This window comes from Vibrio misgurnus (assembly GCF_029635775.1).
Lineage (GTDB): Bacteria > Pseudomonadota > Gammaproteobacteria > Enterobacterales > Vibrionaceae > Vibrio > Vibrio chanodichtyis.
Genome location: NZ_CP113241.1, coordinates 73,207 through 97,116, shown reverse-complemented (window position 1 = coordinate 97,116; position 23,910 = coordinate 73,207). Strand labels below are relative to the sequence as shown.

The window sequence follows — 23,910 nt, the reverse complement described above, 5'->3', positions numbered from 1 at the left end:
AAGGCATCAAACAGCACCGACTCATTAAGGCCAGAAACTGGTAAAGGTGGCACTGGCTAATCGCTCGCTCATCCACTTCAACTTCGCTTTTGAACGGCAAGGTATACGCAGTACTTTTTCCTCATCAGTAGCACCATCGTCCACGATTTTCTCACGATACAAGTCAGGGCGTTGATTGGTTTCGTCTGTGTCAGACGCCAGCCAAATGGGGGCTAACTGGTCTGCCAACACAGTGCTCAGTTTAACCAACAAATCCTTACCATCGGATGTGGTGAGTTTGTCGGTATCGCCTTCGATACGCGGCAGAACCTTACACATCATAAAGTCGTCCCATACGGCTTTTAGGGTCAGGTCATCTTGTGGTTGGCTGCTGGCAACCGCAAGTAGCAGCTCATTGAGCGCACGGAACGCCAATTCAAACGGTGTATTTTTTAGCACTGCATTAACGGCCGATAAAAACGCAACCGTTTTTGTGCCATCAACATCAAACGTATCAGCTAAATCCGCTGTGCAGGCGTTTGACCAAATAGGATAGCTAAGGCGTTTATTGCAACTGGTTGGGGTGAAAAAGTCGTTATAGTCGTTCGGGAAAAACGCACCAAAATCAAAGCTCAGTGCTCGGTCAATCACTTTGCGTGAAAAGCCGTGAGTGGTTTCATCCATATTCACCGTGCCTGCGACCAGCAGGTTAAACGGAATACTTAAACCATATTGGCAAATGTCTGCCCACAGCTCATCGTATTGCGAACCCTCAAAGCCTAGCGCTTCACGCAGCTTTTCTTTATCTGCAATTTCTTTAATGGTGGCGGGTTTTAATAGGGCATCACAGCTGTAGATAAAGCTTTCACCTGTCCAACGCCATTCGCGGGTTTCCAGTACCGATAAATAATCAGCAAAATACTGCTCAACAGGCGCAAGGTTCATTTCATCCAAGCACAGCCAGTAAGGCAGCACCTTATCTAACTCATCACGTTCACCTGCGACAACTAAACGCTCGCCTTGGTCTTCGCTTTCTTGAACTTCGATGGCTAAGCCGCTATCAGCAATGGCACGCCACGCTTTGGCGATAAATTGCAATACATCGGTAGTGATATATTCGGCTTCGCCGTCTTTTGCTAGACGAGAAATGTACCCAAGTAAATCACTCGGCTCATGCCAGTCAGGGCGCACTGAGGTTAAACAATAGGTTTCAGCAAACTGCTTTGATGTTTTTGCTTGCTCACGCACAAAGCGGGTTTTGCCTGTACCTGAGATGCCAGCGAGAAGGAGGAAAGGCTTGGACAGAACAGCAACAGTGCTTGAACTAGAGCTTCTCGGTATAGTTTCATAATCTTGTTTTTTTACTTCAAAGAGCGATGTTAACTCAACTTCACTTTCTGATAACAAAGAACTCAAGTCTTTTGAATATTCCACAAAATCATTGCTATCTGAGTAGGCTATTAAATCAGCCAAATCAGAAGGGTATTCTTGCTTCACATACTCAATAAGCTTATCAAAAAGGATTCTTGGCTCACGGTCATTCTCACTAAATTTATTAAATCTATTCAACCAAATTAAAAATGAAAACCCGACTCGAGAAAAGTCATACTTTTCTTTTAATTTATTCAAGTAATCATTGACCAATGAGAACTCATAATCGTCAATTACTATTAAACCCTTATTGGCTTTTTTAGGGTAATTTTGAACACTTTGAGTTGAATGAGTTGCCACGCCAGCACTTATTAAATTACTACCAACGCCAAAGTCAGATTTCTGCTTTATGTCATTAATAAAGTTAGTTGTGTAGTTGCCATCCTGATCTAACTTAACAATATCACCAACATAGGTAATAAAGTCATCTAAGTAAGGATCTGTTTTATGCTTAAGTTTTACTGAAGTTATCGCTTCTTTATTCAGCAGGCGAGATAATGCTAAACAATGTCTAATAGCACTAACATCTTGGGTAACTCCTTGTTTAACTTCTTCGCCATTTGCCAACAACTTAAAACCATTAACAGCCAAAAGAAGCAAGTCTCGTGATAAATATAAGTCCATAAAAAGATCCTTTCGCAATTAAAATACTTGCTCTAAAACACTCTTAGCTATGTGATAAGCTAGCTTCGGTGGAACAGCATTCCCTATCATCTTGTATTTGCTTGGAATACTATCACCAATGAATTTAAAGTCATCAGGAAATGATTGAAACCTAGCGATCTCTCTAACAGAATATCTCCTGTTTTCAAGCGGGTGTAATATTCCAGAGTTTTCAGGTGTAGCAGCTGCTGTAATAGTCCCCATTATTTCATCTAGATTGAACTTTCGATAAAAATTAGGAGATCGATACCTTTTTATTTCCTTCCGAATACGTTTCAATCGTTCTGGTAAAACATCATCTGGAATATTTTTCCATGAACCTCCAGCAGGGATGTATGATGAGAGAAGCTTTGCCTGTGGTGACAAGGGCCAAACCTCAAACTTTTCATCATCCAATATACTATTGTTGATAACTGTACTGACTGTTAAATCTGGTGAGATTATAGGAGAAGGGAAAACAAAATCACCTTTAACATCATCTCTAATTCCTATTATTATCACCCTGTGACGATTTTGAGGGACTTCAAAATCAGATGCTTTGAGCAATTTCCAGTATGTGCGATAGCCATGTTCAAATAGCTCATTTTCAATACGTTGTGGCATTGGCATGCCTTTATCATCTTTTGATGAAATAAAGCCTCTAACGTTTTCAAAAAGCACAACCTTCGGATTTTTTTTATCGACAATATTCATAACACTTTCAAAAAGACCACCACGATGATCATCCATGCTTTTTCGATTTCCTGCACTGGAAAACGGCTGGCAAGGTATACCTGCAAGTATTACATCGATATCATTAGGAATCTCAGAATCTATATCGACTTCCGTAATGTCTTTTATTAATATCTCTCCTAAATTATGCCGATAGGTTGCCTCAACGGTTTTCTCAATATCATTTGAAAAAACAATATCAAACCCCGCTTGATGAAAGCCAAGATCTAAGCCTCCACAACCTGAGAATAAGGAGATTGTTCTAGGTTTTATTTGTGCACTGTTATTTATCATTATTAACTACTACTAAAAATTCTTGATGGATGACTATAGGGCGAAGCATGGTTTTTGTACTTTGCATTTCAACTAAGTTGTACTTGCCCAATGTTTTCAGTGTTCTCGACACATTACTGACAGCGCGGCCAGTCAGCGTGGCCAGCTCAGTGACCGATTTCGGCTGTTGTTCGGCGATTACTTTTAACAACTGCTGATTTTCTTTCGACAGCACATTGGCCACCGATTTCAGCGAATCGAACCAGATATCAACGGGGAAATCGGGGTCGGGCATTTGCCCTTTAATGCCAATCACGCAGCGCGATTGTTTGAGGTTTTTCATATTTCTCTACTAACAAAAATTGAAGATGAAACCTAAGAATAGAAATAAGCGATCAAGTCTTTAACGTCATCGGATCTAAAAATATCGTTTTTGGATGTGTCGCTATAAATTTCGGGATTTTCATCATCCCCTTCGTTGATGGCGCAGCTTATGGCATATCTTGGTAAGTCATCACTCTCTCGATACTCAACATTTTGGTGCTCAACCCAAAGCAGATAATACTCACCATCTTGACGAAAGTAGAACGATGCGCAAGCATCGTTTGGCGATGTATTGTTAACCAGCGTTACTGGTATATCGTGAGAATTAAACCCAAATTTAAGCTCTTCCATTACACGGCCCTTGATAACTGTGCATTTATACATGCCCGACATCTTATCATCTACTGATTAGATCACAAGATTATTTTCCATCATTCAGTGCAATGGCGATCACCAATCACAGCAAGTACACAACCAGTACACTGGCGGTATTGTCTGCCTTAGCCTTTAATCCTCGCCCAGCCCGTAGGTTGACTGGCGGTACACTAAAAGGCGACAAGCCCTCACAGGGCTCATCACCTTTTTAGTCATCCAATATGCTGCCTTTCACGCAGTACATTCGTGGGCGGGTGTTGTCGGGGAGGCTGACTTTGCGCTGTGGCCGATTACCATCGGGGACTAGGTAGCCTGCGGCCATCAGTGCTTTGGCGGCGCGATCTGGGCTTAGACCTTCGGTGGCTTCACGCCAGCCGGTTGGGTAAAACAGGTAAAGGGTTTGTGGGCCAGTAGTATCAAGCCAACCTGCGCGTTGGCGTACTTGGCTGCTGTAACCGGTTTGTTTGGGCGTAAAGCGGCTTTCGCCATGTTGCTCAATAAAGCTGCGCACTTGGCGAATGGCTTGTTGGTCTTCATTGGCGGCCACACCACCGCGGGCGAGTATCCATTGGTTAAGCTGATTTAAGCAGGCGGCTTCGACACTTTGGGCTGACCAATCGAGTACTTTGGCTTGAATGGCTAACAACCCAGCACTAGCCAGTAAGGCAAACTTTTCGGCGACCCGGCGCACTTGGCCGTCAGCCTCGATTGGTAAGCTAGCTAAAAAACGTTGGCGTACGTTTTGGAAAACGGGTCGCACCTGCGCGCTGTGCTGCGTTAAATACCGTAACCAGTCCAAAGCCAAGCAGCCGTAGTGTTGGCGACTTTGCTGTTTAAGATGATCGGCTAAATCGGCGGCGTTCATACCATGGCTATGGTTAAACACGCCCATTTGCGCTCCAGCATCAGCACTGAGATCAATCACTCGCACTTGCTGGCCGGCTTTTACGCGCTTGCCGATACTGGCAAGATGGCTTTCGAGCGTCACTTCGCCAGTAGATAAAAACACCAAACGCCAACGGGCGGGTAAGCGCATTTCACCGTATTTGCCTGCTCGTGTTTTACCCTGACCATTGGCAAGCATATAAGCGACATCGCCCGCCTCTTTTGGGTCAACTTCGCCCATTTCATCGAGCGCCAACAAGGCATCGTTATGCGCTAATGCTGTACCTTCTAAACCGTTGGCCGTGGCACGCCAACTGTGGCGCAGCTGATTAGGCTCGCCCCACACCGATAATGCTGGATACAGCGCTGCGGTTTTACCAGTACTGCTGGCACCATAGAGGTGTAAACCAAAACCATCCACCCCACACAAGTGCAACAAAGGTGCAGCCAGCGCAGTGCAGACACCAACGATTAATAGCGGGTTATCCAGACAATAACAGCCAACGTGTTGCCGCCAACTGTCGCTACTACCTTGTTGAATAAAGCCTTCTATCGGGTGCATGGTTTGCAACACCATGCGCGGGTTGTTGCTGTGTTCGCTTGGGTAAAAGGTGAGGCGCGGATGCACATAAGCGTGGTGATGCCAGCCAATGCAGTTCACGCTGATGGCCTTTTGCGTGGCCAGTTCGCCCATTTGTTGAATAAACAGGGAGAGCAACTGCCGCGCTTTGACACTGTTGCTTAGCCGCATGCCTCGGCTGAGTAGGATTCGGCGGTACTCGCTGCCGTCTCCGGCCAATAGTTCTGCTGGCATGGCCCAATAGCGATGGCGATTGTCATCGTCTAACCAGTGCAATAAATAGCCGTAGTTGTCCCCTTGCGGATCGCGGGTGCGGGCGGCCACTTGCAACCAAGAACAGATTTTAACTGGGCTATCTTGCCCAGCCGGTTGCATCACCAGCCAGTTTTGCGCGTTATAGGCAAAACCAGCCGGTAATGTTGGCTCGTTGCTAGGCATATCACTGGCAGATAATTGGTTTAATGCTGATGGTTTATCCACGGCCATAAGCAGCACCGATACGGCGGGTTTCAATCCACTGGTCGATATCGCTTTCTAACCAGCCCACGGCACGCGCGCCAATACGAATGGAACGGGGAAATTCACCATTGGCCATCAGGGCATAAATGGTACTGCGGCCAAAGCCTGTTTTTGCCTTTACCTCGGGCAAGCGCAAAATCCGCTGCTGACGCGCTGGGTGTAATGTGTTTGTGGGTGATTGTGTGGTTGGGTTCATCGTTTGCTTCCTCACTGATCTGTTAAGTTCAGTTAGGAGTTTGCCAGTACTAAACGGACGCAGTAGGCAGATAAATGCCCAGATCGTGCAGCTTTCTGAGGGTGCAGTTAGCTACCTGCCCAGTATTTACATAATGCCCCAAGTCATAAATACCCTGTGGGCAGGGTTAGTGTGTGCCTAAGTGGCGTGAACTAAGGCTTTGCCCAGACTGCCCCAAAAGCCCAAGGGATGAGTGCCAAAAGCTTTTTCAAAAAGGGAGAGTCTTGCTCAATTAGAACGCCACAACACTTTTACGCGCATAAAAATGTAAAATATCACACTTTTCTGCGCGTAAAAGTGTAGACTGAGTTATACTACAGGTAGTTAACAGTCTTAATTGGCGGGAAATGACAATGCAGCGCAACTTACTCAACGCCCTAATAGCATGGAAAAGTCAACCTGTGCGCAAGCCATTATTGATCGATGGCGCAAGACAAACAGGTAAAACCTATCTACTGCAAGAGTTGTTTGGGAATACCTTTGCCAACATCCTTCGTATCGACTTCCTTGAAAACCCAGCTTACAAAGAAGCGTTCGATGGCTCGTTGTCACCTGACGAGCTAGTAATGAACATTGAGTTGTTAACCAACCAAGCGTTCAATCCAGACACCGACTTGCTGATATTAGATGAAATTGGCGAATGTGAACGAGCCGTAACTTCGCTGAAGTATTTTGCCGAAAAAGCACCGTCCTATTTTGTCGCAGCCAGCGGTTCAAATATTGGTTTGCTCAACACCTTCCCTGTGGGCAAGGTAGAACAATACAATTTACGACCACTGACCTTCCAAGAATTTATTTACGCATCCAACGAGCAAGCACTGATCAAAGCATTTGATAGTCAAGCAAGCACACCGGCGGTGCACACTAAATTGATGGATAAACTAACCGACTATTTTTTTACCGGTGGTATGCCGGAAGCCGTTTCTGCTTGGTATCAGTTTAAGGATTCAAGCATTCTAGAGCGTGTTGAAAAAGTCACAAAAATTCATGCCGATTTAGTTGAAGGTTATCGCCGCGATTTTGGTAAGTACGCGGGCAAGGTCGATGCCACACTGATTGAATCGGTGTTTAATAGCATTCCAGCCCAGCTATCACTTGTCAGCGATGAGTCGGTTAAACGCTTTAAATTTAAGCATGTGCATGAGCGTAAATCTCGTTATAGCGATTTTGAAACCGCGATCCATTGGCTTAACTGCTGCCGCTTAGCTTTGCCAAACTACCCTATTGAAGGATTACCGAAATCTCCGTTGGCAGCCTATAAAAAAGAAAATATGGTTAAACTATTTCTGTTTGATGTGGGCCTGCTCAATCATATGCTGGGCAGCAGTTATAAAGAGATTAAGCAACAAAACTATGAATACAAAGGCTATGTGGCTGAAAACTTTGTGCAACAAGAGCTCACAGCTATTGGCGTTAACCCAAGCTATTCATGGAATGACGCCCGCGCCGAAATCGAATTTATTTTGGCAACCGATGAAGGCGATATCATCCCTGTGGAAGTCAAAAGTGGTAAACGTACAAGAGCAAAATCGTTGGCATCCTACGTTGAAAAATGTACTCCAAATAAAACCTTTAAGTTAACGGGTACACAAGGCTCTTCAGCGTTAGAACAAACCAATATCGTGATGCCTTTGTATTTCACGCAGTATTTACCAAAGAGGTGGTAAAAGCGCGTTGCCTAGCCCCGAAGGTCTACACAAAGTTACCTTAGGGATAACAATTTGTAGACCTGATGCTTACCATTCGAGACTCAGTCTTACCTCTCTTGGATACCATAGTATCCATATTGAGCTTATTTCTATTAAAATGGACACCATAATGTCCATTTCGGGCTAAGTGAGCTTTCTGCTGACTCATTACTATCGCGTAGAACCAGTGAAAAAATGGCAAAGCTATGTTGACGGAAATCATGCTCGATAAAGCCCTTCAAAACTGCTATGTTTTAGCTCTAACAGCAGCATAAAAACGGCACTGTTTTTCCATTGCTAACCACTAAGATTTAGTAAAAGCCATAGGCAAGTGGTGGGCAGTTTGGTGGGCAAACAGGCATTTTTGAACGGTTTCTTTTCGATAACTCATTGAGTTTGTTAGGGTCTAGGCCGCTACTCAATGAGCAGATCCAAAACATCGAATAGTATTTTGGCGTTACTTAAAACTTAGTGACTTGATAATTGCCCCGCTTTGCCGGGGCTTTTGATAATCACTGGCTGCGGTTTTTCTTTTTTCAATCCAGCTATATTGCTTATTTACCATTTGCGACACTAACCACTGCGCCGTAGCGCCCATCGCTTAACGGGCGCGTTGGCTTAGTAGCAGCAATAGGAAATAACTGCCGCCAATGATGGCGACTAGAGTGCCGGCGGCGATTTGTGCCGGAAACAGTAACGCTTGGCCTAGCCAATCGGCCCATAACAGCAGTGTGCCGCCGATCAATGCCGCGAGCAGTAATTGTGAATCCGCACGCTGCGCGCCGAGCATCAACGCCATGTGCGGCGCAATCAAACCGACAAAGCTCACTGGCCCCATAGTAGCGGTGACTAACGCACACAACGTGGCAACCAACATCAGCAGCAATAAGCTCGCCCGACGTGGGCTTAAGCCGCGAGTGGCGGCAAAATCACGCCCAATCGACAGTAACGTGAGCCAACGCGACCAACTGAGTGCCACCAGACCACAGCCCACAACCGCCAAGCTGAGCAGCACCGCTTGCTCGCCAGTCACCCGATAAGTGGAACCCGATAACCACAGTAAAATTTGATAGCTGTCGCCACTTCCTTTGGCCAAGGTAAATTGCACTAACGCTTCAAGCAGCGCAGTTAAGGCAATTCCGGTGAGGATCAAACTGGAAGGTGCATAGTGATGGCGACGCCCGAGCAGCAGCAACACGACCAACACCGCCGCACTGCCGATCAATGCCGTTGCCCAGTGGGTAGTTTGCAAACTTTGCCCAAGAAATAGGCTCGCAAATACCAAAGCAAAAGTGGCTCCGGAAGAGACGCCCAAAATATCTGGGCTGGCTAATGGGTTATAAATCAACCGTTGTAGCACGGTCCCTGCCACCGCTAAACCAACCCCAGCAAACAGTGCGGTCAGTAATCGTGGCCAACGCAGCGGCCATTGAAACTGATTGGGCAGCGCCCAGCTATGAGTTGGCATCTGCCATCCAATGTGCAGTGCCAAACCAAGCAATAACCCAGCCGCAATCCCAATCACCGCCCAGCGGGCCGGAGTAGATCGGCGGGTCGCTAAACAAATCGACAGTGTATCTTGCGCTTTGAGTGGGCGACGACTAAACCAGATCAGTGCTGGCGCGCCAATCACCGCAGCCGTGATCCCACTTGGTACCACTTGCTCGCTCCACGCACTAAGCGTCATCGCCAAAATATCGGTCACCAGCAGCAATAACGCGCCCAGCAGCGCGCTGCTGTACAGCTCAACTTTCGGGGTACGCGCGCCGAAGGCGCGGGCAATATTGGGGGTCAAAAGTCCGATAAAACCGATCACCCCAACTGCGGTGATTGAGGCCGCCACCAACCAAATACCACCAGCCATCAATAGCAAAAACGCAGGCAGTACCGCTAAACCACGCGCCGCCGCCCCTTCATGCCCTAAACGCAATAAGGTTAACACCCGTGGCGCAAACAGCAGTAACGGCACCAGCAAGGCCAAGCGTGGCAAAAGCCAAATTAACCACTCCCAACCGTTTTGCGCTAAATCGCCCGCGCCCCACATAAACACATTCTGGGCAAACTCTTCATGCAGCAGTACCAAAGCGGTCGCGATTGAACCGAGCAGGATGTTAACCACCATCCCTGCCACAACCAGCGGTAACCCGGTCAGGTTGCGCAGCCCAGCAATCGCAATAATCAGCGCAAAAGCCAATAAGGCACCGGCCATCGCCGCCAGCGCGCTGTAATCGGCCACCCAATCACTAAACCAGATATTAACGATGATCAGTCCAAGCCAAGCACCGGATGAAGTACCCAGCGTCAGTGGCGAGGTCAGTCGGTTTTGTGTCAGTTGTTGCATCAAACTGCCGACCAAGCCAAGCACCGCCCCCACCACCAGCGCCATCACCGCACGCGGCAATTGCCCGTACACGAAATTCACTTGAGCAAAATTGTGTGCCGCTTGCTTGCCAAGCACCAATTGCCACTGCTCATGCAGCGTTAAATGGTGCCCGACTTGCACACTTAAGATCGCCACCAGCAAGGTCACCGCGGCCAAGCCGAAAAAATGCCATCCCCTCATCACTGTGGCGCTACCGCCAGCAAACTTTCAGTGATCGCTTCTGCGCTATAGCGCAGCGACATCGCCCCGCCATAGCTCCACACCGCGCGCACCGAATTAACCTGTCCCGCTTGCACAAACGGCATCGCTCGCCATAGCAGTGACTGTTGCACTTTTTTCTCTTCGGCAAAGGGCAAAAAATACAGCACATAACCGTGCTCAACATGCTGCAAATCACTTAAGCGTTTTTGCACTATGCCCCACTCTTTGGCTGGCTGAGGCAAAGCCACCGACAAACCTAACTGCTCAACCACATAGTGCGGCGTTGAGTTTTCGGTATACAGAAAGACCGAAGTGGGGTTAGCAAAACGCAGCGGCACGACCGCCGGTAAGCTTTCGCCAAACGCCTGCTGCAGGGAAGCTTTCAGCTCAGCAAAACGGGCCTGCATAGCCTGCAACTTTTGTTCGGCCAACGACTGCTGACCAAATAGCGTGGCTAAAGTAGTAAAGTGCGCAATCGCCACTTGCGCGGCGTTATCTTGCTCAGCAAAGTTAGGTAGATAAAGCACTGGAGCAATCCGTCCCAGCATCGGCAATAGATCTTGTTGCGGGCCGGCGGCTAAAATCACATCCGGTTGCAGCGCAGCAATTTTCTCTAAATTCGGTTCGTTGCGAGTGCCAACATCTTGCACTGAATGAGGCAGCGCAGGCTGCACCACCCACTGCGCATAAGAGCTCAACTCAGGCGCGCCGACGGGCTCCACTCCCAGCTCCAACACCTGCTCAAGCAGATCCCAGTTCAACACCACCACTCGCTGCGGAACGTTGGCGAAACGCTGCTCACCTTGGCTATCGGTGATCACGATTTGCGCCTGCACTGGCAGAGCCAATAAACTGAGCACCAGCAAGGCGCGGCCGAGTTTCGATAAACAGATTAAGCACATACAATCGCGACCTTATTTGTTGCAGAGTGAGCCACAGGATTAGGATGATCGATCAAGCGGATTGGTGAATGATATAAATCCGATAAACGCTGCTCATCCAGCAGCAATTCGCTGCGCCCAGCAAAGGCCACCTTGCCCTGCTTGAGCGCAACAATATGGGTGGCATAGCGCAGCGCCAGATTAAGATCATGCAAAATCACAATCACCCCAACCCCTTGGGTTTGATTCAGCTCGGCCAACAGTGCCATTAACTGATATTGGTGATGCACATCCAGCGCCGAGGTCGGCTCATCTAAAATCAGTACCGGCGATTGCTGCGCCAGTAACATCGCGACCCAGGCGCGTTGCCGTTCACCGCCAGAGAGGTCATCAGCCAAACTATCAGCAAACTGACTAACGCCGGTTTTTTGCAACGCCGCATCGATGATCTGCTCATCTTGCTGACGCCAGCGCCCTAAGGTACCACGCCACGGGAAACGGCCTAAACGCACTAATTCGCGCACGGTTAAGCCGGCACTGGTGGGCAATTTTTGCGGCAAAAACGCCACTGCCTTAGCGAGGGTTTTACTCGGCAAAGCGGTGATTGATTGACCGTTGAGCGTCACTTGACCACTGTCCGCCGCTTGTTGACCAGACAATAAACTGACTAAGGTCGATTTACCTGAACCGTTGTGACCCAGCACAACGGTTAGTTGATTGGTTGGAATGGTCAACTCATCGATGGCCAAAATAGTACGCCCAGCGCGCACCATTTGAATATCCGCCAATTGAAACATTGATCCCCTCATCATCACTGATCAACAAAAACAACAAATCCCGCTCTCAGCGGGAATTGCACTAGGCGCTAAGCCAATCTCAACGGCTCACGCCATTATCAGTCGCCGCTTGGCCACTATCCTTAGCCCCATGACCAAGGATAGTGGCGAGTATCAGCAAGCCGTGATTACCAACGATAGTTGGCACTGAGCACCGCGCTGCGTGACTGGCCGTAATAGCACCAATAATCACAAGCTGAGACAAACTCGCGATCAAACAGATTACTGATATTCAGCTGCGCTTGCCAGTTTTCGGTAATTTCATAGCCCATCATCAGATCGACTAAGGTAACACTCGGTACGCTGCGATAGCTCGAACGTGGGTTATCTTTCGACTCGCCGATATAACGCACTCCAGAGCCAAACGTCCAACCAGAAAGGCCAAGCTGGCTGGCATCATAATCGAGCCACGCCGACGCTTGATGTTTCGGGATCAAGCCCGCCTGCTGTGTACCATTTAGATTGGTTTCATCCGTTTTGGCATTGGTAAAGGTGTAACTGGCGGTCAGCTTCAAGTTATTGCTTAAATAACCGACCGTTTCAATTTCCACCCCTTGCGAGGTCACTTCACCAGTCTGAGTTGCCACGAAATTCTCAGGGTTCGTCACCAGCGCATTCTGTTGAGTAATATCAAACCAAGCGAGGTTGAGATAACCATCGTACCACTGCGGTTGGTACTTAACACCGACTTCCACTTGCTCACCTTTGAGCGGCTTATACAGCTCTTGAGTTTTGAAATCTAGGGAACTCAAGACATCAAACGATTGGGCATAACTCACGTAAGGGGATAAGCCGTTGCTGGCCAGATACATCAGCCCAGCATTCAGGGAAAACTCTGCATCATTGCGTTTTTTATGCTGACCGGAGGTTTGGTTGTGGTTTTCAGTATCCACCCAATCCATACGCCCACCGACGACCCCAATCCACTGCTGATCAAATTTGATTTGATATTGAGTGTAGAGGCTGGCTTGCTGTTTAGTGATGGTGCGATCCGTCGCATTCGCTTCATTGATCGGCGTGTAGTTACCATACTCAGGATTAAATGGATTGATGGTACCAAAACTGTACTCATCAAACTCAGCGCCTTTGGTTTGATGGCGCTGCAACTCTAAGCCGAGCAGCAGAGTATGTTGTAGACGCGCGGTATCCCACTTAGCCAGCGCTTTATTATCTAAGCTCAAGCTTGCGGTTGAGCCATCACGAAATACCAGGCCCTGTTCTAACGTATTCGAATCATTACTAGGGAATTCATACTTAGCATAACTACTGCGCAAATAGAGATCGTTATTGCCGTAGTTAAAACTCTGCGCCAGCGCCCAAGTCTGATTCAGCTCATGCTCAAGCAGGTAACCCACCGATATTTGACGGCGCTGATATTGATCATAATCTGGCTGGCCTAAGTTGGTTGATGGATCGATTTTGCCAAAGTTGGAGTCGATCAGCGTACCAGAAGCAGGGAAAAATGGGTTAGTCGGCACACCGCTATCGTCTAACAAGCTCGCGAGCAGAGTCAGCCGAGTTTGCTCAGAAATATCCATGCTCAAACTTGGCGCAAGGTAGTAACGGCGAGCATAAGTGCCATTTAACTGACCATCGTTCTCTTTCACCATCGCCACTAAACGGTAGCGCATTGAACCGTCTTGATTGGCATAATCAGAAATATCCAGATTGAAGCTGCGCAGCGCATCGTTACCGATTTGCACGCCCATTTCACCTTGCGGGATATCCGTTGGCTTCTTCTGTACCGCGTTAACCACCCCGCCCGGAGGTGCCTCACCATACAAAATCGAGGCCGGACCTTTGAGTATTTCAATCCGCTCTAACGCGTAAGGCTCAACCAACCAAGTGTAGTAACCATCACGAAATAGACGGCTACCATCTTGATAAGTGGCCGCGTCAAAACCACGCACTTTAAGCCAATCGGTATCATTATCGGCTCCATAAGGCTGAGCCGTCACGCCCGCAGTATAGCGCAGCGCTTCATCTAATTTTTGTGGTGCGCGAGCCGCTAAATCTTGCTCTGTGACCATTGATAACGCGGTGGGCATTTCTTGAGCGGGTGTTTCCACTTTCAGTGCTGAAGCTGTCACCACCAGCGTTTCCAAGGTTTGGTTCTCGCTTGGCGCATCGCTGGCGGCGATCGCCACCGGAGCCGCCAGCCATAGCACTGAGAACCAGCGCCAATTCAGCGCACGACCAATCTGTTGTCCGAGTTGACTCGGGAGCCTATTACGCATGATAAAACCCATCCTATAATATGAGAATCATTTTTATTAGTATTAATTTTACGCAATTTTAGTGATAATCGACTTAATTAAAAAGCAAAAAATTGCGACTTCTATCAACTTTATTCAGTAGGGCATCTTGTTCATGTTTCGATGGTTTGAAAAACTGACCGAACCTTTCCCAGCTCACGAGCCGGCAACGCCGCCGAATTCATTACTGGCATTTTGCCGTTATTATTCGCAAGGCTTTGAAAAACCACTGCTACTGATGTCACTGCTCAGTGGCTGTGTCGCACTCTCGGAAGTCACCTTAGTGCGTTACATGGGCGAAATTGTCGATATTCTCAGCACTCAAAGCCGGACGAATTTTTGGGAAATGCACGGTGAACGACTGTGGATGATGGCGGCACTGATCCTGGTGGTGATGCCGGTTTTGGCGTTAGTACACTCGATGTTGCTGCATCAAACCATTTTGGGTAATTACCCCATGGCGATCCGCTGGTCGACCCATCGCTACTTACTCAAACAGAGTATTGGTTTCTTCCAGCGCGATTTTGCTGGTCGGGTGGCGACCAAAGTGATGCAAAATGCCAATAGCGTGCGCGAAACGGTGCTGAAATTGGTCGATCTGTCGGTCTATATCGCGGTGTATATGGTTTCGATGCTGGTGATGATTGCTGAAGCCGATAAAATCTTAGTGCTGCCGATTGCGATTTGGCTACTGTGCTATATCGTCATTCAGATCTATTTTGTACCGCGCCTAAAAACCATTTCCACCGATCAAGCCAACGCACAATCGCAAATGACTGGGCGCATTGTTGATACCTATACCAACATCACCACCGTTAAATTGTTTTCCCATTCACAGCGTGAAACTGACTATGCACAATCGGGAATGCGCCAATTTTTGCATACTGTCTATCGCCAAATGCGCACCTTAACTGCGCTGCTGTACAGTGTCGATCTGATCAACTATCTGCTGCTGTTTAGCATTGCCGCGCTATCTATCCAATTGTGGCTTGCCGAAACGGTAAGCGTGGGCGTGATCGCGATTGGCATCACCATTGCGCTGCGCATGCAAGGCATGTCGAAGTGGATCATGTGGGAAATTCGTGCGCTGTTTGAAAGTGTCGGTACCGTGATCGACAGCATGCACACCATCGCAAAACCGGTCGAAATTGCCGATGCGCCATCGGCCAAACCGCTGCAAGTCACATCCGGTGAGCTGCGTTTCTCTCAGGTCCGTTTTGGTTATAGTGAGCACAAAACCGTGCTGGAGGATCTCAACTTAGTGATCCAAGCTGGGGAAAAAGTCGGTATTGTTGGTCGCTCTGGGGCAGGTAAATCAACCTTAGTGAATTTACTGCTGCGTTTTTATGATGTGCAAAGTGGCCAAATTCAAATTGATGGGCAAGACATTAGCCAAGTCTGCCAACAATCACTGCGCCACCATATCGGCATGATCACTCAAGATACCTCACTGCTGCATCGCTCGATCCGCGATAATATTTTGTATGGCAATCCAGATGCAGACCAGCACGGGTTGTACGAGGCGGCTCGTCAGGCTCACGCGCACGAGTTTATTTTAGATCTGCAAGATGAGCAGGGTCACAGTGGCTACGATGTGCAAGTGGGTGAGCGCGGCGTAAAACTGTCTGGCGGTCAACGGCAGCGAATTGCGATTGCTCGCGTACTGCTGAAAAACGCGCCAATTCTGATCATGGATGAAGCCACCTCAGCGCTTGATTCCGAAGTGGAAGCGGCGATCCAAGACAATTTACACAGCTTAATGGCGGGTAAAACTGTGATTGCGATTGCGCACCGCTTATCGACCATTGCCGCGATGGATCGCCTGATTGTGATGGATGAAGGTAAGATTGTTGAGCAGGGCACCCATCAAGCACTACTGGCGCACAACGGCATTTATGCTCAATTATGGGCCCATCAAACTGGTGGCTTTATTGGTGAAGACTAGCCGTTGATCTATACCCAAACCACTTGGAGTTGCAGGTAGGCGGCAAGTGAGTCCCGATGAGCATAGTAGACAAGCTACGTGATTGGGGTGAAGGAACGTAGCCAACACCGCTGCAGCTTCAAGTAGGAAGGGGATAAGTAAATTGGCTGATCCGGCCGATCATTCTAAGACCAGCACCAGCTGCGAACTAAGCTGGTGCTGCGAATACGGCCAGCCAAAGAGGCGGATACCGGCTAAAGCTCGGCTCAACTATACCCCGTCAAATGTTGTTCGATCAGATCCAAAAACGGATCGGCGTATTTTTCCAGCTTACGCTGGCCAACCCCATTCACCGCCAACATTTCACCATAAGAGGTCGGCATGATCTCGGCCATATCAATCAAGGTGGCGTCGCTAAACACCACATAAGGCGGCAAATTATCCTCATCGGCGATCGCCTTACGCAGTTTTCGCAGTTTAGCAAACAGCTTTTTATCGTAATTTTTGCTGGCCAGTTTGTCCGATTTTGCCGCGCGCACCGCGGTATCTAAGCGCGGCACCGCCAGTTGTAAATTCATCTCGCCGCGCAGCAAAGGGCGCGCCTCTTCGGTCAGTTGCAAGGTCGAATTGCGAGTGATGTTTTGATAGAGCAAACCTTTGTGGATCAACTGACGAAAAATGCTCACCCAGTAATCATGGCTGTGATCACGGCCAATCCCGTAGGTGGTGATTTTATCGTGGCCATGTTCACGGATACGGATATTTTGCATACCGCGCAACACTTCCACCGCATAACCAATCCCGAAATTTTGGTTAATTCGATACACACACGACAGCGCCTTACGCGCCTGCTCAGTGGCATCAAAATGTTTCGGCGGATCAAGACAGATATCGCAGTTGGCGCACGGCTGATCTCGGTACTCACCAAAATAATTGAGCAATACTTGGCGACGACAAGTTTGCGCTTCGGCAAATGCGCCCATCGCGGTCAATTTGTGGCTTTCAACCTGCTTTTGCGCTCCATCGGGCTTTTCATCCAGCATACGCCGCAGCCAACTCATATCGGCTGGGTCGTACAACATCATCGCTTCGGCCGGTAAACCATCGCGCCCAGCGCGGCCGGTTTCCTGATAGTAAGATTCGATATTGCGCGGAATATCAAAATGCACCACAAAACGCACGTTGGGTTTGTTGATCCCCATGCCAAATGCCACGGTCGCGACCACAATTTGCACATCATCACGCTGAAACGCTTCTTGCACCCAAGCGCGCTGATCGGCCTCCATACCAGCATGATAGCTGGCAGCACGGATATGGTTGTTGCACAGTTTTTCGGTGAGCATCTCGACTTTTTTGCGGCTACCGCAATAGATGATCCCACACTGACCACGTTGCGTTTCCAGATAGCGGATCACTTGTGCAACCGGCTTATGCTTTTCCACCAACATATAGCGAATATTCGGCCGATCAAAACTGCCCAGATATTGATGCGGCTGATTAAGCTGCAGACGCTGCATAATATCGTGCCGAGTCGCATCATCGGCGGTCGCGGTCAGCGCCATCACCGCAACCTGTGGAAAACGCTGCTTCAGTTGGCCTAGCGCCGCGTATTCCGGGCGAAAATCGTGCCCCCACTGCGAGATACAGTGCGCTTCATCCACCGCAATCATCGCTAACGATACATGGCTAAGCCGTTCAATAAACTCTGCGCTCAGCACCCGCTCAGGTGACACGTACAGCAGCTTAAGCTGACCAGCGTGCATCCGCTGGTAAATCGCCTGCAACTCTTCGCGAGTTAACGTTGAGTTGACACATTCAGCCGCCACACCGTTGGCTTTGAGTTGGTCAACCTGATCTTTCATTAAAGAGATCAAGGGCGAAATCACCAGCGTTACCCCTTCTCGCACCAGCGCTGGGATCTGGTAACACAGCGACTTACCGCCTCCGGTGGGCATGATCACTAAGCTATCACGCCCTTGTAACGCCGCATCAATCACCTCTTGCTGACCAACCCGAAATTGCTGGTAGCCAAACACCTCGTGTAAGACACGTTGTGGTGAAGTTAACAGTGGCGAAGATTCAGCAAGTAAGGTGGCGGTCATAATAATCGTGTGCACGGCGCGTTTAGGTGGTCAATCAGCCGGCTATTGTAGAGGGGATACTCGGTGAATAAAACCGCAAAATGCGTACGCGCTAGCATTCTCAGGTTATACTTTGCTTTCTTCACCAGCCAAGCTGGTCATCATAACCAAAGAAGCGACTCATGACTCCCGAACAACAAGATGCCAGAAAAGGCATGCTACTTGCCGTTAGTGCCTACACCATGTGGGGCATAGCACCAATCTATTTCAAAGCACTTGGCGCAGTTTCTGCCCTTGAAATTCTCAGTCATCGAGTGCTGTGGTCGTTTTTCCTCTTGGCGATTTTGGTCCAACTTGGCCGCCGTTGGGGTAATGTACAAAGTGTGGTGAAAACGCCGCGAAAATTGGGCTTACTGTTGATCACCGCACTCTTGGTTGGGGTTAACTGGCTGATTTTTATCTGGGCGATAAACTCTAATCACCTGCTCGACGCCAGTTTAGGCTACTACATTAACCCACTACTCAACGTGCTGCTCGGTATGCTGTTTTTGGGTGAGCGACTACGCAAATTGCAGTGGTTTGCAGTGATGCTGGCCGCAATTGGCGTAGCAATTCAGCTCGTGGTGTTTGGCTCGGTACCAATTGTCGCCATCGCCCTTGCCACAACCTTTGGTGTTTATGGTTTGCTGCGCAAAAAAATCCAAATCGATGCGCAAACCGGACTGTTTCTGGAAACCCTATTTATGCTGCCTGCCGCCGCGATTTATCTGTTCTGGATCGCCGACACCACCACCAGCAATATGGCGCTTAACCCTTGGCAGCTCAATCTTCTGCTGGTGTGCGCTGGTGTAGTCACCACCTTACCACTGCTGTGTTTTACCGGTGCCGCGGCACGCCTTAAGCTCTCAACGCTGGGATTTTTCCAATATATCGGCCCAAGTTTAATGTTTTTGCTGGCGGTGCTGATCTACGGTGAAGCATTTTCCAGCGATAAAGCGCTCACGTTTGCCTTTATTTGGAGTGCGTTGCTGATATTTAGCTTCGATGGCTTAAAAACCGCACGAGTAGCGCGCCACCAGCGTAACCGCTGAGGATTTTTTACAAGTCAGGGATAATATTACTGACTAAAATAATAGAAAATTAGCCACATTTTTGGTCCCTATGGATAAAGTGAATTATTGCCCAACCGCTTACTCTGCAATTAGTCTGATTAACGCTGACTATCGCCAGTTTGCGTTTGAGCGCCACTACCATCTAAATATCCATATCGGCATGATAACTCAAGGAGTACAACGTTTTTATCACCAAGGCGCTTGGCATCAAGTGGGACAAGGAGGCTTAGTACTGATGCCACCAGATGAACTGCATGATGGCCAAGCGCACAATGAGGCTGGATATCAGGTTCAAGTGTTTTCGATTGAGCCTGAGTGGCTACAACAGACTCTTCAAGCCCAGCATCTTGAGCAAATTATTGGTTTTAAGCAACTCATCGTAGAGGATGCCCAACTGTTTCGTTCACTGTGCCAGCTACACCAGCTAATGCAGCAAGATAATATCAGCCAACTGGCTAAAGATTGCTTACCCTACCAAGGTTTTGCACCGCTACTACACCGCTATAGCCATTTCAAACAGCCTGCGGTCAAACCATTAGGCAAACATAATTTGGCTATCCTCAAAGAGTGGGTTCTCAGCCAACTTGATCAACCGCTCAGACTTGAGCAGTTAGCACAACTATGCCATCTTTCTCCAACTCAATTTCAACGCCATTTCAAAGCACAAACAGGGCTGACTCCTTACGCTTGGCTAAAGCGTTTGCGCCTAGAACAGTCGATGAAATTATTGCAAAGTGGTACATCCGGCACAGATGCTGCCTATCAAGTCGGATTTTACGATCAGGCGCATTTCAGCAAAGCCTTTAAATCAACTTTCGGCCTTTCCCCTTCCGCAGTTCAGCGCCCACTTTTCATTCGTCACTGCTAAAAATTTACAAGCTAGATCGATGCTCTGCGTAGATACTTGGGTCAAAACCAAGGAGAAACTATGAGCGAATTTTCTATCTTACTCACATTAGCAGGCGTACATTGCATCGGCTTATTAAGCCCAGGACCCGATGTGGCTTTAGTGATACAAAACGCCACTCAACATGGTCGCAAAACCGGAGTCATGATCGCTCTAGGCTTATCATGTGGCATTCTTATTCATCTGATCTTAAGCCTGACCGGCATCAGTTACTTAGTTAAACAGCAACCTTGGCTGTTTAGTCTGCTGCAATTGGCAGGTGGCAGTTATTTACTCTATCTTGGTATCGGTGCTTTACAATCCTTCAGCGCTAAAACAAATTCAGCACAACCTGCACCAAGTTCAGTGATTGTACAACTAAACCATCAACGCCAAGCTTTTATCAAAGGCATAACAACCAACCTACTCAACCCAAAAGCCTTAGTGTTTTTTGTCAGTCTATTATCTAGCCTCATTCCCGCTAGCATGTCATTTTCTGGCAAAGTGAGTGCAGCTCTGATCTTGATGGGTTTATCTCTCATCTGGTTCTCTTGCTTAGCCTGGCTACTTACCACCGAGCCCATGCAACAGCGCATGCAACGTATTACTCGCCATATCGATCAGGTATGCGCAGTCGTGTTTATTATGGCTGGTGGCGGCATTTTATGGCAGGCGAGTCAAGCCATGATCCAATCTGCTGGGTGACGAACATTCTACTTTATCCCACCAGCTTGTAAGAGATCTCCTACAAGCGGGTAGGATAAATTCGATTTATTGTGCCAGAACCACCAACCACCAAACCTCAACCTTTTGTTTTTAAACAAAATAAATCATAGATTAATCTTTAAACACTAAAGTAATCGATTTCATCAGCTTGTTCAGCCCGCGCCGCTGAGTAAGATAAACCTTGTCGGCAGGATACTGATACGGAACAGGAAACCACCAAGGATTGGTGATCTTCAGGAAGAAGAGTCGGACATTCAGGATGAATGGTCGGCAGGGAAAGCGAAACAGGACATTGAACGGACGCAATCGTTGCTAGGATGGTAACGACCAGGATGGGAAATGGACACCTCTGGACGAGGCAGGGATTGAACATCAGGATGATGTCAAGGACACCGCTCAGGGAACAAGTGATGTGTGCTCACTAGGATAGTGAGTGGTAATGGATGACACAGGACACCGCTAGGAAGGCGATGCAAGGATTGAGCTGAAGGATTACAGCCTACTATCAAGGATTTGATGCAGGGAGCACCTTTTTTAGTAGCTGGAATGCTGCGAGTAAGACTCTAACCCCGGTGGGCTTGCCCCCGGGGTTTTCTTTTTTGCGGTTTTCTTTTCTGAGCTGTTATTTTCTGATGGCTTTCTTTTCTGGTGGTTTTACATCGCGGGCAGCCCAACCGCAAACCGATTGCCCCGCTGCAAAAAAGAGGCAATCAATACCACCACACCAAGCTGCTTATACCTTTTCTAATCTTGCGTAAGCGGTTACCAGCCACTTAATACCTTCACCATTAAACGCCACTTGCACTCGGCTTTGTGGGCCACTGCCTTCAAAATTGATGATAGTGCCTTCGCCAAATTTAGGATGGCGCACTCGCGAGCCTAAACTAAAACCGGTTTCGTTAAAGCTCTCTTTGACCACGGTTTGGCTAAAGCGGCCGGTACTGGTTGGGCGGCTGACTTGCGCTTTCATACGCACTTCATCCAAGCAGCTCTCTGGCAATTCGCGAATAAAACGCGATGGCTTGTGGTACTTGTCTTGCCCATACAGACGGCGCATCTCAGCGTAAGTAATGTAGAGTTTTTGCATCGCACGGGTCATACCGACATAGCACAGTCGGCGCTCTTCTTCGAGACGCCCCGGATCTTCTGCCGACATCTGGCTGGGGAACATGCCCTCTTCGGCTCCCACCATCAGCACCAGTGGGAATTCCAACCCTTTCGCGCTGTGTAAGGTCATCAATTGCACCGCATCGCTGTGCTCATCAGCTTGCCCTTCGCCCGCTTCAAGTGCCGCATGAGTCAAAAATGCGGTCAGCATACTCATCTCTTGCGCTTCTTCTGGCTTATCAAATTGGCGCGTTGCACTGACCAGCTCCTCCAAGTTTTCAATCCGCGCTTTGGATTTTTCGCCTTTCTCTTGCTGATACATATCAAACAAGCCTGATGTTTTCACCGCATGGTCGGTCAGCACATGCAGCGGCATCTCAACCCCTTCATCTTCCAGAGCATTAATCAGTTCGACAAAGCGACTCAGCGCACCCGCCGCGCGACCGGTCAACACTTGCTCACTGAGCAAGCTAATACTGGCTTGCCATAAGGTGCAACCGCGATCGCGCGCAGCAAAGCGCACAGTTTCCAGCGTTTTGTCACCTAAACCACGCGGCGGAGTGTTGATCACCCGTTCAAACGCGGTATCGTCATTGCGGTTATTGATTAAGCGCAGATAACTCAGCGCATCTTTGATCTCTTGTCGCTCGAAAAAGCGCATTCCGCCGTAGATCCGATAAGCCAGGCGAGCTTGCAGCAGCGCTTCTTCCAACACCCGCGACTGGGCATTGTTACGATACAAAATCGCGCAATCGGTCAAGCTGCCACCTTGCTCGTGCCAGGCTTTGATTTTGCTCACCGCAAAGCGCGCTTCATCCAGTTCGTTATACGCCGAGTACACCGAAATCGGCTCTCCGACTACGCCATCGGTCCACAGCTGTTTACCCATCCGCTCACTGTTGTTAGCGATCAACGCGTTGGATGCCTGCAAAATGGTTTTGGTCGAACGGTAGTTTTGCTCCAGACGAATGGTATTCACGCTCGGGAATTCGCGGGTAAATTTCTCAATATTTTCCACGCGCGCGCCACGCCAACCGTAAATCGATTGGTCATCATCACCGACGATCAGCACATGGGACTCGGCACCAGCCATCATGCGCAGCCAAGCGTACTGAATGGCGTTGGTATCTTGAAACTCGTCGACCAAAATGTGTTTAAAACGTGTTTGATAGTGCTGACGAATATCTTGATTACCTCGCAGCAGCTCTAGGCTGCGCAGTAAAATTTCCGCAAAATCGACCAAACCGGCGCGATCGCACGCATCTTGGTAAGCGGTATACAGCTTAAGGTAGGTTTGTGTGACCGGATCAAACGCATTGATGTGCGCCGGACGCAATCCTTCATCTTTTTGATTGTTGATCCACCACGCGACTTGGCGGGCCGGCCACTGTTTATCATCCAGATTGTGCGCTTTAATCAAGCGCTTGAGCAGACGTTGCTGATCATCACTGTCGATGATTTGGAAATCTTCCACCAACTTGGCATCGAGATAGTGGGCGCGCAAAATGCGGTGACAAATGCCGTGGAAAGTCCCACACCACATGCCAGAAGCGGTGCCATGCATCAGCTCTTCAATCCGACCCCGCATTTCGGCCGCGGCTTTATTGGTGAACGTCACCGCCATAACCGAAAATGGTGATGCTTGCTCCATCGTCATCAACCATGCGATGCGATGAACTAATACCCGAGTTTTACCACTGCCAGCACCCGCTAAGATCAGCAAATTTTCCAGTGGCGCAGCCACCGCTTCGCGTTGTTTATCGTTGAGACCATCGAGTAACAGAGAGGGATCGATCATGACTTCGCCACTGGTTATTTATACATAATGGCGACGATTATAACCCTAATTGTGGAA

General features: G+C 48.5%; 17 protein-coding genes. 5 read left to right on the top strand and 12 right to left on the bottom strand.

Annotated elements, in window-relative coordinates; all coding sequences use genetic code 11:
* Positions 1-24 precede the first annotated feature (24 nt).
* From OOK74_RS00420 to OOK74_RS00395, 6 genes are all read right to left on the bottom strand, one after another.
* Positions 25-2,034 (bottom strand): McrB family protein, encoded by a 2,010-nt coding sequence (locus OOK74_RS00420; protein WP_278182868.1) that lies wholly within the window; start codon positions 2,032-2,034, stop codon positions 25-27.
* An 18-nt stretch (positions 2,035-2,052) separates the two neighbouring features.
* Entirely contained in the window at positions 2,053-3,078 is a 1,026-nt protein-coding gene (locus tag OOK74_RS00415; RefSeq protein WP_278182867.1) for a DNA cytosine methyltransferase, read from the bottom strand.
* The gene (locus OOK74_RS00410; RefSeq protein WP_278182866.1) at positions 3,068-3,400 is read right to left on the bottom strand and encodes an HVO_A0114 family putative DNA-binding protein; all 333 of its coding nucleotides are present in this window, start codon (positions 3,398-3,400) and stop codon (positions 3,068-3,070) included. The genes OOK74_RS00415 and OOK74_RS00410 overlap by 11 nt, the downstream gene beginning before the upstream one ends.
* Before the next feature lie 32 nt (positions 3,401-3,432).
* Positions 3,433-3,732 (bottom strand): hypothetical protein, encoded by a 300-nt coding sequence (locus tag OOK74_RS00405; RefSeq protein WP_278182865.1) that lies wholly within the window; start codon positions 3,730-3,732, stop codon positions 3,433-3,435.
* Between the two features lie 232 nt (positions 3,733-3,964).
* Entirely contained in the window at positions 3,965-5,707 is a 1,743-nt protein-coding gene (locus OOK74_RS00400; RefSeq protein WP_278182864.1) for a DUF927 domain-containing protein, read from the bottom strand.
* Positions 5,694-5,936 (bottom strand): helix-turn-helix transcriptional regulator, encoded by a 243-nt coding sequence (locus tag OOK74_RS00395; protein WP_045610741.1) that lies wholly within the window; start codon positions 5,934-5,936, stop codon positions 5,694-5,696. The genes OOK74_RS00400 and OOK74_RS00395 overlap by 14 nt, the downstream gene beginning before the upstream one ends.
* A gap of 392 nt (positions 5,937-6,328) precedes the next feature.
* On the opposite strand from OOK74_RS00395, the gene OOK74_RS00390 reads away from it, so the two are divergent.
* Positions 6,329-7,642, top strand: a complete 1,314-nt coding sequence (locus OOK74_RS00390; protein ID WP_278182863.1) for an ATP-binding protein — start codon at positions 6,329-6,331, stop codon at positions 7,640-7,642.
* A gap of 622 nt (positions 7,643-8,264) precedes the next feature.
* On the opposite strand, the gene fhuB is transcribed toward OOK74_RS00390, so the two are convergent.
* The 4 genes from fhuB to OOK74_RS00370 all read right to left on the bottom strand — a co-directional run bounded on the left by fhuB (position 8,265) and on the right by OOK74_RS00370 (position 14,201).
* Positions 8,265-10,226, bottom strand: coding sequence for a Fe(3+)-hydroxamate ABC transporter permease FhuB (fhuB, locus tag OOK74_RS00385; protein WP_278182862.1), 1,962 nt, complete (start codon positions 10,224-10,226; stop codon positions 8,265-8,267).
* Positions 10,226-11,149: an iron-siderophore ABC transporter substrate-binding protein gene (locus OOK74_RS00380; protein WP_278182861.1), complete on the bottom strand. Its 924-nt coding sequence runs from the start codon at positions 11,147-11,149 to the stop codon at positions 10,226-10,228. The genes fhuB and OOK74_RS00380 overlap by 1 nt, the downstream gene beginning before the upstream one ends.
* Positions 11,140-11,925, bottom strand: a complete 786-nt coding sequence (locus OOK74_RS00375; RefSeq protein ID WP_278182860.1) for an ABC transporter ATP-binding protein — start codon at positions 11,923-11,925, stop codon at positions 11,140-11,142. Before OOK74_RS00375 ends, OOK74_RS00380 begins: the two co-directional genes overlap by 10 nt.
* A 167-nt stretch (positions 11,926-12,092) precedes the next feature.
* Positions 12,093-14,201 carry a TonB-dependent siderophore receptor gene (locus OOK74_RS00370; RefSeq protein ID WP_278182859.1) on the bottom strand — a complete coding sequence of 703 codons (2,109 nt, stop codon included), beginning with the start codon at positions 14,199-14,201 and terminating at the stop codon, positions 12,093-12,095.
* A 133-nt stretch (positions 14,202-14,334) separates the two neighbouring features.
* Here OOK74_RS00370 and OOK74_RS00365 point away from each other — a divergent pair, with 133 nt between their 5' ends.
* A complete protein-coding gene (locus OOK74_RS00365) occupies positions 14,335-16,164 on the top strand; it encodes an ABC transporter ATP-binding protein (protein WP_278182858.1) in 1,830 nt (609 codons plus the stop codon).
* 245 nt (positions 16,165-16,409) lie between these two features.
* Here the strand turns inward: OOK74_RS00365 and recQ are convergent, their stop codons facing one another.
* The gene (gene recQ, locus OOK74_RS00360; RefSeq protein WP_278182857.1) at positions 16,410-18,245 is read right to left on the bottom strand and encodes an ATP-dependent DNA helicase RecQ; all 1,836 of its coding nucleotides are present in this window, start codon (positions 18,243-18,245) and stop codon (positions 16,410-16,412) included.
* A gap of 161 nt (positions 18,246-18,406) precedes the next feature.
* On the opposite strand from recQ, the gene rarD reads away from it, so the two are divergent.
* The 3 genes from rarD (at position 18,407) to OOK74_RS00345 (ending at position 20,927) form a co-directional block, all read left to right on the top strand.
* Positions 18,407-19,315 (top strand): EamA family transporter RarD, encoded by a 909-nt coding sequence (gene rarD, locus OOK74_RS00355; RefSeq protein WP_347403813.1) that lies wholly within the window; start codon positions 18,407-18,409, stop codon positions 19,313-19,315.
* A 70-nt stretch (positions 19,316-19,385) separates the two neighbouring features.
* Complete coding sequence (locus OOK74_RS00350) at positions 19,386-20,204, top strand: AraC family transcriptional regulator (RefSeq protein WP_274723576.1); 819 nt, start codon at positions 19,386-19,388, stop codon at positions 20,202-20,204.
* Between the two features lie 60 nt (positions 20,205-20,264).
* A complete protein-coding gene (locus tag OOK74_RS00345) occupies positions 20,265-20,927 on the top strand; it encodes a LysE family translocator (protein WP_274723577.1) in 663 nt (220 codons plus the stop codon).
* Between the two features lie 754 nt (positions 20,928-21,681).
* Here OOK74_RS00345 and uvrD read toward each other — a convergent pair.
* Entirely contained in the window at positions 21,682-23,853 is a 2,172-nt protein-coding gene (gene uvrD / locus OOK74_RS00340) for a DNA helicase II (protein WP_278182855.1), read from the bottom strand.
* Between the last annotated feature and the right edge of the window lie 57 nt (positions 23,854-23,910).

What these genes read in the sequence shown, in the direction of transcription:
- OOK74_RS00420 (WP_278182868.1), bottom strand. Translation starts at nt 2,034, where the DNA reads ATGGACTTATATTTATCACGAGACTTGCTTCTTTTGGCTGTTAATGGT.
- OOK74_RS00415 (WP_278182867.1), bottom strand. Translation starts at nt 3,078, where the DNA reads ATGATAAATAACAGTGCACAAATAAAACCTAGAACAATCTCCTTATTC.
- OOK74_RS00410 (WP_278182866.1), bottom strand. Translation starts at nt 3,400, where the DNA reads ATGAAAAACCTCAAACAATCGCGCTGCGTGATTGGCATTAAAGGGCAA.
- OOK74_RS00405 (WP_278182865.1), bottom strand. Translation starts at nt 3,732, where the DNA reads ATGGAAGAGCTTAAATTTGGGTTTAATTCTCACGATATACCAGTAACG.
- OOK74_RS00400 (WP_278182864.1), bottom strand. Translation starts at nt 5,707, where the DNA reads ATGGCCGTGGATAAACCATCAGCATTAAACCAATTATCTGCCAGTGAT.
- OOK74_RS00395 (WP_045610741.1), bottom strand. Translation starts at nt 5,936, where the DNA reads ATGAACCCAACCACACAATCACCCACAAACACATTACACCCAGCGCGT.
- OOK74_RS00390 (WP_278182863.1), top strand. Translation starts at nt 6,329, where the DNA reads ATGCAGCGCAACTTACTCAACGCCCTAATAGCATGGAAAAGTCAACCT.
- fhuB (WP_278182862.1), bottom strand. Translation starts at nt 10,226, where the DNA reads ATGAGGGGATGGCATTTTTTCGGCTTGGCCGCGGTGACCTTGCTGGTG.
- OOK74_RS00380 (WP_278182861.1), bottom strand. Translation starts at nt 11,149, where the DNA reads ATGTGCTTAATCTGTTTATCGAAACTCGGCCGCGCCTTGCTGGTGCTC.
- OOK74_RS00375 (WP_278182860.1), bottom strand. Translation starts at nt 11,925, where the DNA reads ATGTTTCAATTGGCGGATATTCAAATGGTGCGCGCTGGGCGTACTATT.
- OOK74_RS00370 (WP_278182859.1), bottom strand. Translation starts at nt 14,201, where the DNA reads ATGCGTAATAGGCTCCCGAGTCAACTCGGACAACAGATTGGTCGTGCG.
- OOK74_RS00365 (WP_278182858.1), top strand. Translation starts at nt 14,335, where the DNA reads ATGTTTCGATGGTTTGAAAAACTGACCGAACCTTTCCCAGCTCACGAG.
- recQ (WP_278182857.1), bottom strand. Translation starts at nt 18,245, where the DNA reads ATGACCGCCACCTTACTTGCTGAATCTTCGCCACTGTTAACTTCACCA.
- rarD (WP_347403813.1), top strand. Translation starts at nt 18,407, where the DNA reads ATGACTCCCGAACAACAAGATGCCAGAAAAGGCATGCTACTTGCCGTT.
- OOK74_RS00350 (WP_274723576.1), top strand. Translation starts at nt 19,386, where the DNA reads ATGGATAAAGTGAATTATTGCCCAACCGCTTACTCTGCAATTAGTCTG.
- OOK74_RS00345 (WP_274723577.1), top strand. Translation starts at nt 20,265, where the DNA reads ATGAGCGAATTTTCTATCTTACTCACATTAGCAGGCGTACATTGCATC.
- uvrD (WP_278182855.1), bottom strand. Translation starts at nt 23,853, where the DNA reads ATGATCGATCCCTCTCTGTTACTCGATGGTCTCAACGATAAACAACGC.